The 16,693-nt window shown below is 68.6% G+C and carries 13 protein-coding genes and 1 tRNA gene; 7 read left to right on the forward strand and 7 right to left on the reverse strand.

What is annotated here, in order from left to right; translation table 11 throughout:
- Positions 1-40 precede the first annotated feature (40 nt).
- Complete coding sequence (locus DBV35_RS25035) at positions 41-1,129, reverse strand: hypothetical protein (protein ID WP_157961965.1); 1,089 nt, start codon at positions 1,127-1,129, stop codon at positions 41-43.
- Positions 1,130-1,306: 177 nt separating this feature from the next.
- On the opposite strand from DBV35_RS25035, the gene uvrA reads away from it, so the two are divergent.
- Positions 1,307-4,186, forward strand: coding sequence for an excinuclease ABC subunit UvrA (gene uvrA / locus DBV35_RS25040; protein WP_108663123.1), 2,880 nt, complete (start codon positions 1,307-1,309; stop codon positions 4,184-4,186).
- Between the two features lie 150 nt (positions 4,187-4,336).
- Positions 4,337-4,501, forward strand: a complete 165-nt coding sequence (locus DBV35_RS25045; protein ID WP_108663124.1) for a DUF1127 domain-containing protein — start codon at positions 4,337-4,339, stop codon at positions 4,499-4,501.
- 273 nt (positions 4,502-4,774) lie between these two features.
- Here the strand turns inward: DBV35_RS25045 and DBV35_RS25050 are convergent, their stop codons facing one another.
- Positions 4,775-5,386, reverse strand: coding sequence for a hypothetical protein (locus DBV35_RS25050; protein WP_108663125.1), 612 nt, complete (start codon positions 5,384-5,386; stop codon positions 4,775-4,777).
- 109 nt (positions 5,387-5,495) lie between these two features.
- Here DBV35_RS25050 and trmFO point away from each other — a divergent pair, with 109 nt between their 5' ends.
- Both trmFO and DBV35_RS25060 read left to right on the forward strand, forming a co-directional pair.
- A complete protein-coding gene (trmFO, locus tag DBV35_RS25055) occupies positions 5,496-6,893 on the forward strand; it encodes a methylenetetrahydrofolate--tRNA-(uracil(54)-C(5))-methyltransferase (FADH(2)-oxidizing) TrmFO (protein WP_425428501.1) in 1,398 nt (465 codons plus the stop codon).
- Between the two features lie 189 nt (positions 6,894-7,082).
- Positions 7,083-8,261 carry a sensor histidine kinase gene (locus DBV35_RS25060; RefSeq protein ID WP_170135035.1) on the forward strand — a complete coding sequence of 393 codons (1,179 nt, stop codon included), beginning with the start codon at positions 7,083-7,085 and terminating at the stop codon, positions 8,259-8,261.
- A 77-nt stretch (positions 8,262-8,338) separates the two neighbouring features.
- On the opposite strand, the gene DBV35_RS25065 is transcribed toward DBV35_RS25060, so the two are convergent.
- From DBV35_RS25065 to DBV35_RS25080, 4 genes are read right to left on the reverse strand one after another with little or no spacing between them, the layout of a single operon-like run.
- Positions 8,339-10,081, reverse strand: coding sequence for a DUF4153 domain-containing protein (locus DBV35_RS25065; RefSeq protein ID WP_205648857.1), 1,743 nt, complete (start codon positions 10,079-10,081; stop codon positions 8,339-8,341).
- A 60-nt stretch (positions 10,082-10,141) separates the two neighbouring features.
- Positions 10,142-10,969, reverse strand: coding sequence for an SAM-dependent methyltransferase (locus DBV35_RS25070; RefSeq protein WP_108663129.1), 828 nt, complete (start codon positions 10,967-10,969; stop codon positions 10,142-10,144).
- Positions 10,966-11,784, reverse strand: coding sequence for an alpha/beta fold hydrolase (locus DBV35_RS25075; protein ID WP_157961966.1), 819 nt, complete (start codon positions 11,782-11,784; stop codon positions 10,966-10,968). Before DBV35_RS25075 ends, DBV35_RS25070 begins: the two co-directional genes overlap by 4 nt.
- Before the next feature lie 32 nt (positions 11,785-11,816).
- Positions 11,817-14,081, reverse strand: a complete 2,265-nt coding sequence (locus DBV35_RS25080; protein ID WP_157961967.1) for a lytic transglycosylase domain-containing protein — start codon at positions 14,079-14,081, stop codon at positions 11,817-11,819.
- Between the two features lie 238 nt (positions 14,082-14,319).
- On the opposite strand from DBV35_RS25080, the gene dapA reads away from it, so the two are divergent.
- The gene (gene dapA / locus DBV35_RS25085) at positions 14,320-15,198 is read left to right on the forward strand and encodes a 4-hydroxy-tetrahydrodipicolinate synthase (protein ID WP_108663132.1); all 879 of its coding nucleotides are present in this window, start codon (positions 14,320-14,322) and stop codon (positions 15,196-15,198) included.
- Positions 15,199-15,465: 267 nt separating this feature from the next.
- Here the strand turns inward: dapA and DBV35_RS25090 are convergent, their stop codons facing one another.
- Positions 15,466-15,969 carry a hypothetical protein gene (locus DBV35_RS25090; protein ID WP_108663133.1) on the reverse strand — a complete coding sequence of 168 codons (504 nt, stop codon included), beginning with the start codon at positions 15,967-15,969 and terminating at the stop codon, positions 15,466-15,468.
- A 136-nt stretch (positions 15,970-16,105) separates the two neighbouring features.
- On the opposite strand from DBV35_RS25090, the gene DBV35_RS25095 reads away from it, so the two are divergent.
- Both DBV35_RS25095 and DBV35_RS30375 read left to right on the forward strand, forming a co-directional pair.
- A tRNA-Pro gene (locus tag DBV35_RS25095) sits at positions 16,106-16,182 on the forward strand.
- Positions 16,183-16,281: 99 nt separating this feature from the next.
- Positions 16,282-16,476 carry a hypothetical protein gene (locus DBV35_RS30375; protein WP_157961968.1) on the forward strand — a complete coding sequence of 65 codons (195 nt, stop codon included), beginning with the start codon at positions 16,282-16,284 and terminating at the stop codon, positions 16,474-16,476.
- The last annotated feature ends 217 nt before the right edge of the window (positions 16,477-16,693 follow it).

The raw sequence follows: 16,693 nt of genomic DNA on the forward strand, positions 1-16,693 counted from the left end.
CGGAGTCACAGATATGCGCCGCCGATCCTCATGTCATGGGTCAGGCGAGACCGGGACGGCGCCGCTTGCGCACCACCTCCGCCGCATGTGCGCGCTGCTGGAAGCGCTCCTCCAGCTCATGCGCGCGCCGCTCCGGCCGCGCCGGGCGCGGCTTGAGCAACGCCCCGAGGCCGAGCTTGCCGAGCGTCTGCGCGAAGGGCTGCGGCGCGCGGTCGACCTCGCGCGCGAAGGGCGAGGCGAGGCCGACGATGCGCGAGGCGGGCGAGCGGTCCCACGCGTCCATGTGGCGCGAGGCGTCCATCATCACCGCCGCGAGCGAGGCGAGCTCCGCCTCAGACAGCTCGACCGGCGGCGACGGCCTATCGGTCGGCTCGGGGAGCACGATCCCGTATTCGCGGTTGAGGAAGGCGAGATGGGGCTCCGCCATCGCCGCCACCATCGCGAGCGAGTGCTCCGGCAACACGTAGCGCGGGCCCGCCACCGCCTCGAAGATGCGGATGAGGCGCTGGGGAAGCGGCGGCTCCTTCGCCGCGCGGTTCGCCGCGTCGATGAGGTGGATGCCGAGGACCGAGAGCCCTTCATTGACCATCACGCGCGTCATCGCGGGCGCGGCCTCAGGCACGCCGATCGCGTCGAGCACGTCGTCCACGATGTCGCCATTCGTCAGAAGCGGCCGCGCGAAGGGCCGCACGATGAGCCCGTCCGCCCCCGCCGCCTCGCGCCAGACCTCGACGAGCGCGGTGAGGTCGACGATGCGCGGATCAGCGATCACCGCCTTCAGGCTGCGGCCGACGCGCACACCCTGGTGCGCCGCGCTGCTCGCATAGCTCACCGGATGGCGAACATAGAGGAGAACGCGCACCCGCTTCGCGTGCTGGCGGAAATAGGCGACGATGTCGCGCGCCTCCTCAGCGGTACATCGCACGAACGTTTCGGAGCTGATCAGCGCCTTCGACGCGCCGCTCGCCGCAATATCGCCCACCAGCTCCTTCAAGGTGCGCGACTGCGCCAGCGGCGTCGGCCGCCCGTGCAGCACCCGGGCGATCCGGTGATGGGTCCGCTGCCGCGTGTCGTAGTGGATTCCGTGCGCGAGGAGGGCTTTCGCGCTGGCAAAGAACGTCGCTTGCAAGGAGCTCGTGCCCGTTTTGGGCTGGCCGATATGCAACGTCAGCTCTTCGATCACGCAACTCGCCTTCCGTAACGTGGATATGGGTCAAAACGAGAACGAATCTCGTTGTCAAGGATTGACCGCGGCGTCCTGGAGCGCCACGTTGCCCTCGGTCCCTCATTTTCAATGCGATAAGCCATGTCAGAGCGCAAGCTCGTCGTCCGCGGTGCGCGAGAGCATAATCTCAAGAACGTCGACATCGAGCTGCCGCGCGACAGCTTGATCGTTTTCACCGGACTTTCGGGCTCCGGCAAGTCCTCGCTCGCCTTCGATACCATCTATGCCGAAGGTCAGCGGCGTTACGTCGAGAGCCTTTCGGCCTACGCGCGCCAGTTCCTTGAGATGATGCAGAAGCCGGACGTCGACCAGATCGACGGCCTCTCGCCCGCCATCTCGATCGAACAAAAGACGACCTCGCGCAACCCGCGCTCCACCGTGGGCACTGTCACCGAGATCTACGACTATATGCGCCTCCTCTGGGCGCGGGTCGGCGTGCCGCACTCGCCGGCGACGGGTCTGCCGATCGAGAGTCAGACGGTCAGCCAGATGGTCGACCGCGTGCTCGCACTGCCGGAGAAGACGCGCCTTTACCTTCTCGCCCCGATCGTGCGCGGGAGAAAGGGCGAGTATCGCAAGGAGCTCGCCGAGCTGCAGAAGAAGGGCTTCCAGCGCGTGAAGGTCGACGGGACCTTCTACGAGATCGAGGACGCGCCGGCGCTCGACAAGAAGTTCAAGCACGACATCGACGTCGTGGTCGACCGCGTCTCGACCCGGCCGGACCTTGCGACCCGCCTCGCCGATTCCATCGAGACGGCGCTGCGCCTCGCGGACGGGATCGCGATCGCCGAGTTCGCGGACGAGAAGGACGGCGATGATCCGCGCCGCATCGTCTTCTCCGAGAAGTTCGCCTGCCCCGTCTCCGGCTTCACCATCGCCGAGATCGAGCCGCGCCTCTTCTCCTTCAACGCGCCGACCGGGGCGTGCCCCACCTGCGACGGTCTCGGCACCACCCTCTCCTTCGAGGCCGACCTCGTCGTCCCCGACACGAATCTCACCCTCGCGGGCGGCGCGATCCTGCCCTGGGCGCGCACGGGCAACACGAGCCCCTATTACACCCAGACGCTCCAGGCCATCTGCGCCCATTTCGACGCCGACATGACGACGCCCTGGCACGCGCTGCCGGAGGCGGTGCGCAACACCATTCTCTATGGGTCGAAGCGCGAGAAGATCAGCTTCACCTACGATGACGGCCTGCGCTCCTACACCACCAAGAAGACGTTCGAGGGGGTGATCACCAATATCGAGCGGCGCTGGAACGAGACCGACTCGCAGTGGGTGCGGGATGAGCTGTCGCGCTACCAGTCCGACGCGCCCTGCCCCTCCTGCAGCGGCTACCGGCTGAAGCCCGAAGCGCTGGCAGTGAAGATCGCCGGCCGGCACATCGGCGAGATCGCCCAGCTCGCGATCCGCGACGCCGCCCCCTGGTTCGGCACGCTCGACGAGAGCCTCACCCCGCAGCAGCGCGAGATCGCCCGCGCGATCCTGAAGGAGATCCAGGAGCGGCTGCGCTTCCTCGTCGATGTCGGCCTCGACTATCTTCAGCTCTCGCGCGGCTCGCGCACCCTGTCGGGCGGCGAGAGCCAGCGCATCCGCCTCGCCTCGCAGATCGGCTCTGGCCTCACCGGCGTCCTCTACGTGCTCGACGAGCCGTCGATCGGCCTCCACCAGCGCGACAATGACCGCCTCATCGAGACGCTGAAGCGCCTGCGCGATCTCGGCAACACGGTGATCGTGGTGGAGCACGACGAGGACGCGATCCTCGCGGCGGACTATGTGCTCGATGTCGGCCCCGGCGCGGGCGTCCATGGCGGGGAGATCGTCGCCCAGGGGACGCCCGCCGAGGTGATCGCCAACCCGAACTCGCTGACCGGCCAATATCTCTCCGGCGCACGGGAGATCCCGCTGCCGGAGAAGCGGCGCGCCAAGAAGAAGGGCCGCGCGATCGAGGTGGTGAACGCCTCGGGCAACAACCTCCACAACGTGTCGGTGGAGATCCCGCTCGGCCTCTTCACCGCCGTCACCGGCGTCTCGGGCTCGGGCAAATCCACCCTCATCATCGAGACGCTCTACCGGGCCGTCTCTCGCAAGCTCAACAAGAGCCGCGAGCAACCGGCCCCGCACGAGACGATCAACGGCCTCGAGAATCTCGACAAGATCATCGACATCGACCAGTCGCCGATCGGCCGCACGCCGCGCTCCAACCCGGCGACCTATACCGGCGCCTTCACCCCGATCCGCGAGTGGTTCGCCGGCCTGCCGGAGGCGAAGGCGCGCGGCTACGGGCCGGGCCGCTTCTCCTTCAACGTGAAGGGCGGGCGGTGCGAGGCGTGCCAGGGCGACGGCGTCATCAAGATCGAGATGCACTTCCTGCCGGACGTCTACGTCACCTGCGACGTCTGCAAGGGCAAGCGCTACAATCGCGAGACGCTGGAGATCGAGTTCAAGGGCAAGTCCATCTCCGACGTCCTGGAGATGACGGTGGAGGAAGGGTGCGAGTTCTTCGCCGCCGTCCCCGCCGTGCGCGACAAGCTGGTCACGCTGCGCGAGGTCGGGCTCGACTATATCCGCATCGGCCAGCAGGCGACGACGCTGTCGGGCGGCGAGGCGCAGCGCATCAAGCTCGCCAAGGAGCTGTCGAAGCGGGCAACCGGGCGCACGCTCTATATTCTCGACGAGCCGACGACCGGGCTGCACTTCCACGACGTCGCGAAGCTCCTGGAGGTGCTTCACCAGCTCGTCGATTCGGGCAACACGGTCGTGGTGATCGAGCACAATCTGGAGGTCATCAAGACCGCGGACTGGATCATCGATCTCGGTCCCGAGGGCGGTGACGGGGGTGGCGAGATCGTCGCGGCGGGCAAGCCGGAGGCGATCGTGAAGGCCCCGCGCAGCCACACGGGCGCCTACCTCGCCGAGCTCCTGGAGCGGCGGACGGTCGCGAAGGACGCCGCCGAATAGGGCGTCGTCCTGCCGCAGCGCAAAATGGATTGGCTGCTATGCGCATTCTCGCGCGCTGAGCAGCCATGCTTCGGCGGGTGATTACGCACTGCACACAAGCGCCTAGATCGGTGGCAACGAAAGTTCCAGACGACTCTAGGAGTTTTAACTATGCTGCACCGCATCAGCCGCGCCCTGCACAATTGGCGCGCATCCGTCGAGACCGCCGAGCAGCTGTCCCGTCTTTCCGACGAACAGCTCCGTGACATCGGCCTGACCCGTGGCGAGATCCCCTTCGTCCTGCGTCAGCTCCAGACCAGCGCCGCCAAGTACTAAGGCGCCCAACGGGACGGCCGGCCGCCTTCGGGCGGCAGGAGGACGATCGAAGCTCACGCTATGAAGGCGTGGGCCTGTCGGCGTCTCGAATGAGACGATAAATCCGTGCCGATCCGGCGGCCCGCCATACAGGCCGGCCGCGATCGGCCCGCCCTCCCCTCGGAGGGCAGGGGTCCGGCTCCACTTTGGGGTCTCAACTACAAAAGAATGCCACGATCGCCGCGCGGCCTTAGACGCCGCGCCGATTCGATCGCCGCCGGGGCGAGGGTAAGCTCAGCTCGCGGCGGACCGGGCGAACCACGTCGACAAGGGCAGCACATTCGGCGGCACCCCGTTGCGGTGCGGCCACGAATCGATCGCCCACGGCGTGCCGCCATCGTCCACGACGACCGCCGTCGCATGCGGGTAGCGGCCGTCGAGGAAGAATCCCCGCGCGACGGGGCTGCCCACCGTGTGGAAGCGCAAGAGCCCGTTCTTGTCCGCCATCATGAGGTAGCTCGTCGTGTTCGCGGCCTCGTCGATGCAATCCATCTGGCCGTGAACGCCGGAATTCATCAGGTCGAGTCCGCCGACATCATCCTCGGAGCCGACCTCCGGCGCGACGCGCTTCTCCGCCCACGAGATGTAGCGCGCGATCGCCGCACGCTCCTGCGCGGCCGATTTCGGCTTCCCGAAAATCCCGCGCATCTTGCGCAGATCCGCGCTGCCGAACGCCACCGACGTCTTCAGCTGGCAGCCGAAGCCGTGGCAGACCGACACCTTGTGGGTTTGCGGCAAAACCGCGCCATGCGCCGCGTACCAGACCTGGGGCTGGCCTTTGTGCTGCTCGACGCACCCGGAGAGGGCGACGGCCGTCAAGGCGATCAGAAGGGCTCCGCGACGCAAGACCGTCTCCTCTTGGTCTTCTTTCCTAACTCAGACCCCTACCGGCGTCGTTCGAATTTTACCGTTTTCCACGTCACGGCTGCTTGATCGTCAACCCCGCCTCATCCAAATTCGCCCCATGGCAGACATCGACGTGATCGGCGGGGGCCTTGCGGGGTCGGAGGCAGCGTGGCAGCTCGCGCAATCCGGCCACCATGTGCGCCTCCATGAAATGCGGCCCGTGCGCTCCACGGCGGCCCACAAGACGGACGGACTGGCCGAGCTCGTGTGCTCGAATTCCTTCCGCTCGGACGACGCGCAGAACAACGCGGTCGGGCTCCTCCACGCGGAGCTGCGCGACCTCGGCTCGCTCATCATGTCCTGCGCGGACCGGCATCAGGTGCCGGCCGGCGGCGCGCTCGCGGTCGACCGGGAGGGCTTCTCCGCCTCCGTCACCGAGGCGCTGCACGGCCATCCGAACATCACCATCACGCGCGAAGAGGTGCTGGCGCTGCCGCAGACGCCCGCCATCGTCGCCACCGGCCCGCTGACGAGCGACGCGCTCGCGGCCGACATCACGCGCCTCACCGGCACCGACCGCCTCGCCTTCTTCGACGCCATCGCGCCGATCGTCTATCGCGAGAGCGTCGACATGGACATCGCCTGGTTCCAGTCGCGCTACGACAAGCCCGGCCCCGGCGGCTCCGGCGCGGACTATCTCAACTGCCCGATGACGAAGGCGGAGTATGACGCGTTCGTCGACGCCCTCCTCGAGGCCGAGCGCGTCGCCTTCAAGGAATTCGAGGACACCCCCTATTTTGACGGGTGCCTGCCGATCGAGGTGATGGCCGAGCGCGGGCGCGAGACGCTGCGCTACGGGCCGATGAAGCCGATCGGCCTCACCAACGCGCACAAGCCGGACGAGAAGGCCTACGCCGTCGTCCAGCTCCGCCAGGACAACGCCCTCGGCACGCTCTACAACATGGTCGGCTTCCAGACGAAGCTGCGCTACGGCGCGCAGACGGACGTCTTCCGCCTCATTCCGGGCCTCGCCGAGGCCGAGTTCGCCCGCCTCGGCGGCCTCCACCGCAACACCTATATCGACAGCCCGCGCCTGCTCGACGCGACGCTTCGCCTGCGCGCCGCGCCGAATTTGCGCTTCGCCGGCCAGGTCACCGGCTGCGAGGGCTATGTCGAGGCCTCGTCCACCGGCCTCCTCGCCGGCCTCTTCGCCGCCGCCGAGCTCGACGGGCGCGCGATGACCCCGCCGCCCGTCACCACCGCGATGGGCGCCCTCCTCGGCCACATCACCGGCGGACATATCAGCGCGGAAGAGGAAGGTTCTCCCCGCTCTTATCAACCGATGAATGTGAATTTCGGCCTTTTCCCGCCCGTGGAACCCGCGAAGCGCGAAGGGCCGGCGCGCCGGGGTGACAAGAAAGCAAGGCGGAAGGTAGCCTACACGGAGCGGGCCAGGACGGACTTCGCGGCCTGGAAGCCACAGGACTCCCGCTCTAAGGCCGCATGATTGTCGCATTTGGCCGCTACCAATTGCCGATCGTGCTGAAACACTAAATTAACGATCTCGACGCACAGATTTGTCTTGTGTACTGGCGACGTAGACGAATAAATACCTACCGCAATAGCTCCTCACGCGGAGCGGCTGACGTCAGCATCCCCGGCGGGTGCTGACATGGGGGATTGTGTGCGCACGGCGGTGTCTGACCCCTCGGTCCACTATCGCGATATCGTGAATTCGCTGCCGACGGCCATGATGGTCCTCGACGGCAATCTCGTCGTGCAATACGCCAACCTCGCCTACTATCAGCTCTTCGGCGGGAGCGAGGACGATACGCTCGGCCACACGATCTTCGATCTGCCGAGCGGCGTCTGGAACGATGCGGAGATGCGCTGGCTGCTCCAGGCCGTGCTGCCGCACGATGTCGCCATCAAGGGCTACCTGATCGAGCAGACCTTCCCGGTCATCGGCGCGCGGATCCTGAACCTCACCGCCCACCGCGTCGTGCGCAACGGCGCCGGCACCGACCAGGTGCTGATCGGCGTCGAGGACGTGACGAACGCCGAGAAGGCGTCCCGCGCCGCCGAGGAGACGATCCAGAAGATCAACGCGATGATGACCGAGGTCCATCACCGCGTGAAGAACAACATCGCCTCGATCCTCTCCATGCTGCGCATCGAGGGTCGCGCGCTCGACGACGCCGTCGCCAAGGACGTGCTCGACCGCGTCGCGCTGCGCGTGGAATCGATGGGCTCCCTCTACGAGCTTCTCGCCGTGAACGAGAATTCCGGCATGGTGCCGCTCCTCCCTTATTTCGAGCGCGTCTGCCGCTCGATCGAACAGGTGGGCGGGGCGAACCAGTTCGGCTGGACGATCGAGGTGAAGGGCGAGGCGGTGCTCGTCAGCGTCGACACCGCGATCTCCATCGGCGCCGTCGTCAACGAGCTCGTCGCCAACGCCGCGAAATATGCCTTCAGCGGCCGCCAGGATATCGGCTCGATCCGCGTCAATTGCGTCGAGCGCGGCGGCGAGATCCACATCAGCGTCACCGACAATGGCGTCGGCTTCGACAAGACGCAGGTGGATCCGAAATCGACCGGCCTCGGGATGCGCCTCGTCGACATGTATCTCGATGCCCTCGGCGGGACGATCGAGCGCGACACCGGCCCGCAGGGCACCGCCTGCTATATCAAGATCCCGAACAATACGCGGGAAGACGACCTCGCCTCGGCCGGGACCTTCCACGTCGAGCCGAAGCTCGCGAAGCCGCGCCCCATCGGTGCCGCGCTGGTGAAGCCGACCCTCGGCGCGCCGCGCCAGGACGGTAAGTCGAGCCTCGGCCGCGCCGGCGCGATGGCAGGGCCCGAGACCTCCTAGCGGTCCGACCGAGACGGATGGTTCCCATCCGGCTCGGATCACCGGACCACGACGCCATCGATCAGACCACTAGAGCCTCACTGGGGCTCCGGCGCCGCCTCTCGCCCGGCGCCCTCCTCCCCTGACGGCGCGTCCGCGTCGCCGTCGAGGTCGACCATCACCGTGATCGCCGCATGGCGAAGGCGCGGTGCCTCCGGGTCCACCACCATCTCGATGTTCGAAATCCACAGCGAGATCGCCCCTTCGCTGAGGACCAGCGGCTCCGTCCCCTCGACCGGCGCGCTCTGGCGGCGGAAGGGAAGGCGCGGCCGGGCCGGCGCGGCGGGCGCAGTGCGCTCGCGCCAGTCGGCGAGCGCGGCCGCGACATCGAACGCCGCGACACGGTCGCCCGCCTCGATCGTGATGGTGCCGCCGTCGAGGATGAGGGCGAGATCCTCCGTGCGCGACTCGATCGACGTCATTCCGGCGAAGAGGTTCACCGGTCCCCAGACGATCGCCGGCCCGTCGGTGCGCACCGCATCCGACAGCGCCGCATATGAGACGATCACGTCCGCCGCCACGCTTCCATAGGGGTAGGCGCAGAGCGCTTGCAGACCGGGGTCCGTCTCGCCGATCCGCGCCTCGAACGCGCCGAGCGTGCCGACCTTGCGGAGCACCTCGACGCTGGAGCAGATCGGCCGCCGCTCCGGCGGCGTCATCGCCCGCAGCAGTCCCGCGATGTCGCTCTGCGGCAGCATCCGCACCAGCGCATCCGACTGGCTGCGCGTCACGATCGGCACGAGGCTCCACGGCCCGACCGCACCGAGCCCCAGCACCAGAACCAGCGACACCGGCAGAAGGCGCACGTCCGCCCGCCAGCCGCCGAGCGTGAAGGCGACCGCGTTCATGCCGAGCCAGGCCGCGACGAGGATCGCGTCGTACCGGCTCGGGGTGATGCCGTAGGCCTCGATCCGGATCGCGAGCGCGATGACGAAGAGGGCGACGGGGAAGAGCGTCAGCGCGAACCAGCCCGCGACGAAGGCGCGCGACATGCGGCCGGGATTGGGCAGCGAGGCCATCGCGAGGAAGGTCACCGCGCCCGTCACGCCGAAGAGCGGCACGATCCAGCCGATCTCGTTGTTCGGCAGCTCCCAGAAAGCGAGGATCCGGACGGTGTAGAGAATGAGCACCAGCGCGTAGATCGCGAGGAGCGGCGTCAGCACCAGCCGCGCAAAGGTCTGCGCGACGAGGCCGAGCGCGTCGGCGACGCGGTCCTCTCCCCCCTCGAGCTGCCGCTCCGAGAGCGACAGGAACACCACCGGGGCGAGGAAGCCGAGCGCCAGCGGGACGATGACCTGCCGCGTGAGGTCGCGGAAGTCGAAGCCGAGCAGCGCCTCCGCGCTCAATTCCAGCGAATAGACGCCGAGGATGACGAGGCCCGCCCCCACGAAGGCGAGCACCGCGGCGGTCGTCGCGCGCACGAGGCGACGCCAGGCTTCGGTCCGGTCCATCGCCTCGCCCACCACCGGCGCGACAAGCGCGGCAAGACCGAGCGCCGCGATCAGCATCGGCCGCGAGACCATCAGCGCCTCGTGAAAGGCCATGGCGAGCGCCGCGGCCACCGCGACGGCGAGCGCGAGGAGGCTCCCCCGCAGCGTCTGCCCCACCACCGCGCCGAGGAAGGCGGCGACGCTCGCATAGACGAAGCGCGTCTCGAGCACGTCCGCCCACGAGGCGGAGGCGATGGTGAGGAACACGCCCGTCATCACCATCGCGGCGAAGACGGGAACAGGAGCCCGCCGCATCGTTTCGTTGACGGGGACAAGCGAGAGGAGGCGCATCATGGCCCTCCATGTAGCGTTGCCCCGGCCAAAGCGAAATCGACGGCCGGGCGGGTGCGTTCAGAGGGGCGCTTCGGCCCGGATGATGCCCCAGTCGAGATGCCCGTCGGCCGCGGCGCGGATCCAGTCGCCCGCTCCCCGCGCGATGCGGTCGAGATCGGCCGCCGACATCCCCTCCGCGAGGAGCCTCTCGCGCGCGCTCTCGAGGTCTTGCGCGACGCGGCGGAAATGGATTTCGAGATGCTCGGCGAGCGGCACGAACGGGAGAACCTTGAGGCCCGCCGCCGCGAGCGCCGCCTCGGTGTCGACGCGGCTGCGGAAGGCGGTGAGGCAGAGGCGCTCGGCGATCGGGGCAAGCGCGGCCTCGTGCGCGCCGCCCTCGCCCTCGCCGCTGAAGATGTCGGTCGCGATCAGCCGCCCGCCGGGCTTCAGGACGCGCGCCACCTCGCGCGCGACGGCGTCGAAATCGGCGGCGTGGAGCAGCGCGTCCTCGCTCCAGACGATGTCGATCGTGTCGCGCGCGATCGGCACTGCCTCGAAGGAGGCCGCGACGATGCGCACGCGGTCGGCGACCGGCGTCGCGTCGGTGCGGGCCTGGTTGGCGCGGTTCTGCCCGGAGGAGAGGTTGAGGCAGATGGCCTCGATCGGATAGCGCGCGGCGAGGCGGCGCATTGCCCCGCCATAGCCCGCGCCGAGGTCGAGCACGCGGCCGCCCTTGGCAAGGCCCGGCACCATCGCGGCCATCCGGTCGATGATCGCATCGCACGCCTGGCGGATCGTCGCCGCGCCCTCATAGAGGCCGACGTGCGCGTCCTCCCCGCCCCAGATCGAGGCGAAATAGCGGTCGACGAGCGGCGAGTCGTAATACGCGGCCGCGCCGCCGGTCACTGGAGGAAGGCCTTGATCGTCTCCACGCTGAAGCGGTCCCACAGGAGCGGGGCGTGGCCCTCGTCCGGGACGACGATGGTCGTGAGCTTGCGATGCTTGCGGCGCATCGCCTCCACCGTCGCGGCGGAGAGAAGGTCGGAATTCGCCCCGCGCACGACGAGGACCGGGCGGTCGAGGAGCGCGGCGAAGCAGGGCCAGAAGTCCGGCGGCGTCGCCTCGGCGGAAAAGTTGACGAACCCCTCCGCAAGGGCCGGATCATAGTCGAGCGTCACCCCTTCGGCGGACGGCGAGGCGAGCTGCTCGGCGAAGCGGAGCCACTGGGCGGGGGCGAGGCGCGGGAAATGCTCGCTCATCGCCCGCTTCAGCGAGCCGGCGAGCTCCTCCATCGAGGGATAGTCCATCCGCGCGCCGACCGTCCCGGCGATGCGTGCGAGGCCACTCTGCTCGATCGTCGGCCCGATATCGTTCATCACCGCGCGGGCGAGCCGCACGGGGCTCGTCGTCGCGAGCAGCATGATGAGGAGTCCGCCGCGCGAGGTGCCGACGAAATCGGCCTTCTCGATCCCCCACTCGTCCATCGCGAAGGTGAGGTCGTTCAGCTCCTGGAGCAGCGTGTAGGTCTCGGCAGGCGCCCAACCGGACCGGCCGCGTCCGCGCGATTCCAGCACGATCACCCGCCGCGCGCGCCCGGCCTTGTCGTCGCGCGCGAGCATCGCGGCGAGGTGGGTAAAGTCGCGCCCGTTTCGGGTGAGGCCCGGCAGGCAGATGATGGGTGTCCCTTCACGCGGACCGAAATCGTCCGCGTGAAGCGCCACACCATCGCCGGTGCGGCAGCTGAGGCTGTTGATCAGCTCGACCTCCCCCGCTGAAGGTCCACCTCGATCGCGAGACGGCCGGTGCCGAGCGCCTCGCGGTAGACCTGGATATTCTCCATCACGCGCTGAACATAGTTGCGCGTCTCCGGATAGGGGATCTGCTCGACCCAGGCGATCGGGTCGACGCGCGGGTCGCGCGGGTCGCCGAAGCGCTCGATCCACTCCGCCACGCGGCTCGCGCCGGCATTGTAGGCGGCGAAGGTGAGGATGTAGGACCCGTTATACTGGCTGAGGCGCTTGTGGAGGTAGGCCGCGCCGAGCGAGGCGTTGTAGCCGGGATCCGTCGTCAGGCGGCTCACCGAGTGCGGCAGGCCCATCTCGCGCGCCAGCATCGAGGCCGTGTTCGGCATCACCTGCATCAGGCCGCGCGCCCCGACCGGGCTCACCGCGCCGGCATTGAAGAGCGATTCCTGGCGGGCGATCGAATAGACCAGCGCGCGGTCGAGCCCGGACGGGATCTTCGCGTCGCGCGGGATCTCGCTCGTCGGGAAGGCGAGATGGCCGACATCGAGCCCGCGCCGCTGCCCCTCCTTCGCGACCATCAGGGCAAGGTGCGGATAGCCGGCCTTGCGCGCGAGTTCGGCCGTCAGCACGAGCTGCCCCGCCGTCGGCACCGTCTCGGAGAGCTGGTCGAGGAGCGGGTAGATGCGATGCTCGTGCCCGGCGGCCATCAGCCGCGTCACGGCCTCGGCCATCTCGTTGTTGCGGATCGCGGTGCGGTCGGTTGCGCTGGGGGTCGGCGCGCGGCCGACGCCGGTGCCGGACAGGCCGAGCTCGTTGCGCGAAAGCTGGCCATAATAAGTGAAGCCGTAGCGGGCGGCGGCGTTGAAGTGCTGGCGGGCGGCCCCGTCGTCGCGGCGCAGCTTCGCCGCCCGTCCGCGCCAATAGCCGGCGCGGGAGAGGGAGATCGGCGTCGTCGCGATCTGCTCCAGTGTCGCGAAGTGGCGGTCGGCCGCGCGGCCGTCATTCAGTTTCATTGCGAACCAGCCGGCGTGGAAGGCCTCGTCCGCACGCTCCTCGGCCCCCTTGGCGAAGCCGAGCGCCGTCAGCTTGTAGGCCTCGCGCTGGTCGCCGCGCTCGGCGAGCGAGCGGGCGATGATGCGCGTCTCCACCCACCAGTCATCGCCGTCGACGATGTCGCGCCGCGGCACGGATTCGATGAGGCGCGCCGCCTTGTCGAAGGCATCCTGGCGGCGCAGTTGCTCGACCTCGGCAAGGCGGTAGCCCGGCCGGCGGCGCAGGTCCGACGGCACCTGGCCGAGGAGCGACTTCGCGTTCCCCGCCCCTTCCGCGACGGCGATGCGCGCGTCCACATAGACGCGCGGCCCCGTGCCGAGGCGCGCCTTCAGCGCCCGCGCCTCGCTGAAGCGGTGGAGGCCGACGAGACGGTCGATGCGGTCGAGATGATCATCGACGGTGAGGAACGAGCCGAAATCCTGCGCGAAGGACATCTGCAGCGACTCGCCCATCGCGCGCGTCCGCCAGATCTCGATGACGAGCGCGCGGGCGCGCGCCTTGTCGCCCTTGGCAAGCATCGCGTTCGCGAGAAGCCGCACGCCGGCCGGCGACTGCGCGGCGCCCTTCATGGAGCGGATCACCGCGTCCGGCCCCGGCCGCTCGCGCGAGAGCGCCTCCTCGGACCGGGCGCGCACGCTCTCGATATCCATCCAGTCGGGCGCCCGCAGTGCGAAGTCGGCGACCATCGCGGACGTCACCGTGTGGGACGGGGAGCGGACGAGGAAATAGTCGACGATCTTGCGATCGAGCGGATCGGAGAGGCCGTTGCGACGTTTGATCGCTTCTTCATAGCGATCCGCCTTCAGCGCATCGAGCGCGCCGGCGAGCGAGCTCGACTGGCGGCCATAGCGGGTGAAGGCGGCCTCGTCGGTCTTCACCGCGGCAGCCCGGTTGTGGCCGGCGATCATCGCGGGCGCGGGCGCGACCGGCGCCGGCGCGGCCGGGCTCTCGGGCACGGCGGCGGTCGGCGTCACCGCCGCCTCGGCCGCGGCGAAGGCGCCATCGGCCGGATTGACGGCCGCACGGGCCGCGAAGGCGGACGGGGACAGCGGAACGGCCTTGCCGTCCTCCACGCGGCCGACGACGCGCGCGGCGGCCCGTCCCGGACGGCGGGCCGGCACCGGCACCGCCCCGTCGGCGACGACGGTCACGCCATTGTCATCGGGTTTGCGCGGCGGCAGCACCATCGCGACATCGTCGATGAGCGATTGTCGCGACAAAACGAGCGGTGGTTGGAATGGGAGGCTGTGCGCCACGCCCACACCGGCCAACACATTGAGCAAAACAAGCCCACTCGTTACGCACAACCGCATTGCTTCCCCCATCTCGCTGCGTGCATTGTTGAGGGGTAACCTCTTTGGCTTTCCAATTCGGAAATCGAAACGGACGACTTGGCTCGACCCCCGTCGACGCCCTGCCATAAGAGCCAGACAACTGACCATTAGCGGAGGCTGAGCCGTGTTCAAAGGATCCATTACGGCACTTGTGACCCCGTTCCGTGACGGAGCCCTGGACGAAAAAGGATTTGTCTCTTTTGTCGAGTGGCAGATCGCGTCCGGTACGGACGGTCTCGTTCCCGTCGGAACGACCGGGGAATCGCCCACTCTCACCCATGCCGAGCATCGCCGCGTCGTGGAATTGTGCGTCGAGGCCGCGGCCGGGCGCGTGCCCGTGATCGCGGGCGCGGGATCGAACTCGACCCGCGAGGCGATCTCGCTCGCCGAGCACGCCGAGGCGGCCGGCGCGACGGGCATCCTCGTCGTCACCCCCTATTACAACAAGCCGAACCAGGCGGGGCTGAAGGCGCACTATTCGGCGGTCGCGAAGGCGACAAGCCTACCGATCGTCATCTACAACATCCCGCCCCGCTCGGTCATCGACATGAGCGTGGAGACGATGGCCGAACTCGCCTCGGAGCATTCCAACATCGTCGGCGTGAAGGATGCGACGGCGAACCTTGCCCGCGTCAGCCGGCAGCGCGCGGCGTGCGGGCCGAACTTCACGCAGCTCTCCGGTGAGGACGCGACGGCGCTCGCCTTCAACGCCCATGGCGGCGTCGGCTGCATCTCGGTGACGGCGAATGTCGCCCCGAAAGAGTGCGCGGAGTTCCAGGCGGCGTGCGCGGCCGGCGACTACAAGACGGCGCTCGCCTATCAGGACCGGCTGATGCCGCTGCACGACGCGATGTTCATGGAGCCGAGCCCCGGCGGCGCGAAATACGCCCTGTCGCGCCTCGGCCGCATCGCGAACGAATTGCGCGAGCCGATCCTGCCGGTGAGCGCGCCGACGGCGGCGATCATCGACAAGGCGATGGCCCACGCCGGCCTCATCAACTGAGAAGGCCCCGGAAGGCGCGCCCCGCGTGCCTTCCCCCCGCGGCCGCCCACAGAGCGCCGCGACCCTGGATGCGTCCCGCTCGATCCGAACAGGACCGAGCGGGACGTTTTCGTTTGAAAGATATGGCGCGATTGCCCTTCGCTCGGGATGCAGCCCGAACGGTGCGCTTAGGCCGGTCTTGTCCTCACGGAAACGCAGGGCTTTCGTCGTTCGTCCGGCGATCCCGTCGATTCATCCCGCCATGTCTCCGTGACGGGATGGCGCGTTCTAAGCCGCAGTCCGCGCGCGCCCGACGAGAAGCAAAGCCCCCCGCGCGACGAACAGCCCCACCCCGATGAGGGCAAGAAACTGGGCGACAAGCACCGCGCGCCCGCCCGTCGATTCGCTCTGCAGGAGGATCCGCTCCTTCAGCCCCCCGGCGATGAAGGCGCCACGGATCCCGTCCGCGACCTCGTGCCCGGCCGCGATGTCGGAGACGCCGACGCGGATCCGGATCCGGTCCGGCGCGAGCGACTTGACCTCGACGGTCCGCAACACCTGCATTTCGGGCGCCGTGCCCGCGACCGCCGCGCCCGCGACGGGCCGCACCATCGCGGCGACACGGTCCTCCCCGAGCCGCGCGACGACATCCTTGACCGCCGCGCGCACGTCCTCGCCATCGAGCGAGGGAACCGCGACGGGTCCGTGTGTGAAGAGATCGAGCTGGGCCATCGGGCGGTCGAGCCATCGGCTCCCGACGAGGCTCACCGCGACGAGACCGACAGCGACCACAAGCCCTCTGAACTGCTTTGCCATGATCCGCCCCCGCGCCGTTAACGCTAAGGAATCATCGGCGAGGTTGGTTAATCTGCGCTTACCAAAGCTTCATCTTGCGCGACCGCCCCAAACCCGATACTCACCCCCCCAGCGGAGCGTAGCGCAGCCTGGTAGCGCACTTGACTGGGGGTCAAGGGGTCGTGGGTTCGAATCCCGCCGCTCCGACCAAATTCGCCCAGCGCGGATACGGGTCTCGCCATCGAGCCATGACAGTGCGCGCTGCGGGCGGCATCGGGGCCATGTTGGGGCCGCCGACGGGTGCTGGCAGTGCCAGTCACGTTCACCGACCGCTCTCTAAAAAGCCTTGAGAAGGAAACGGCGCGGAAGGAATTCTTCGACGCCGGCTGCGAGGGATTGCGCGTTCGTCTCGGACCGCGTGGCCTCGGCTTCTCGCTGTCCGTGCGAGTTGACGGCGGCAAGCGAAAGCGCATCGCGCTCGGCACTACCCCGCAATATCCTTGAAGGAGGCGCGCGCCCTCGTTGGTTCCGGGGCCGCGATTGACCGCGCCAGTTCAGCCCCCGACGCGGCCGGCCCGCCCCCAATGCACGGACCGCCACGCGCATTGAATTGTGCGAGGCAAAGCTCGAGGCCATGGTGGCGGCCGGGCAGCGCGACCCTGAGGTCTACCGGCACCTCCTGGTCGGTGGCCCCTACTCGGCGGTGGCCGTGATCGGCGCT

The organism is Acuticoccus kandeliae (assembly GCF_003073115.1).

Coding starts and splice junctions, on each gene's coding strand:
- DBV35_RS25045 (WP_108663124.1), top strand. CDS start 4,337: ATGCTGCACCGCATCAGCCGCGCCCTGCACAATTGGCGCGCATCCGTC.
- uvrA (WP_108663123.1), top strand. CDS start 1,307: ATGTCAGAGCGCAAGCTCGTCGTCCGCGGTGCGCGAGAGCATAATCTC.
- DBV35_RS25065 (WP_205648857.1), bottom strand. CDS start 10,081: ATGCGCCTCCTCTCGCTTGTCCCCGTCAACGAAACGATGCGGCGGGCT.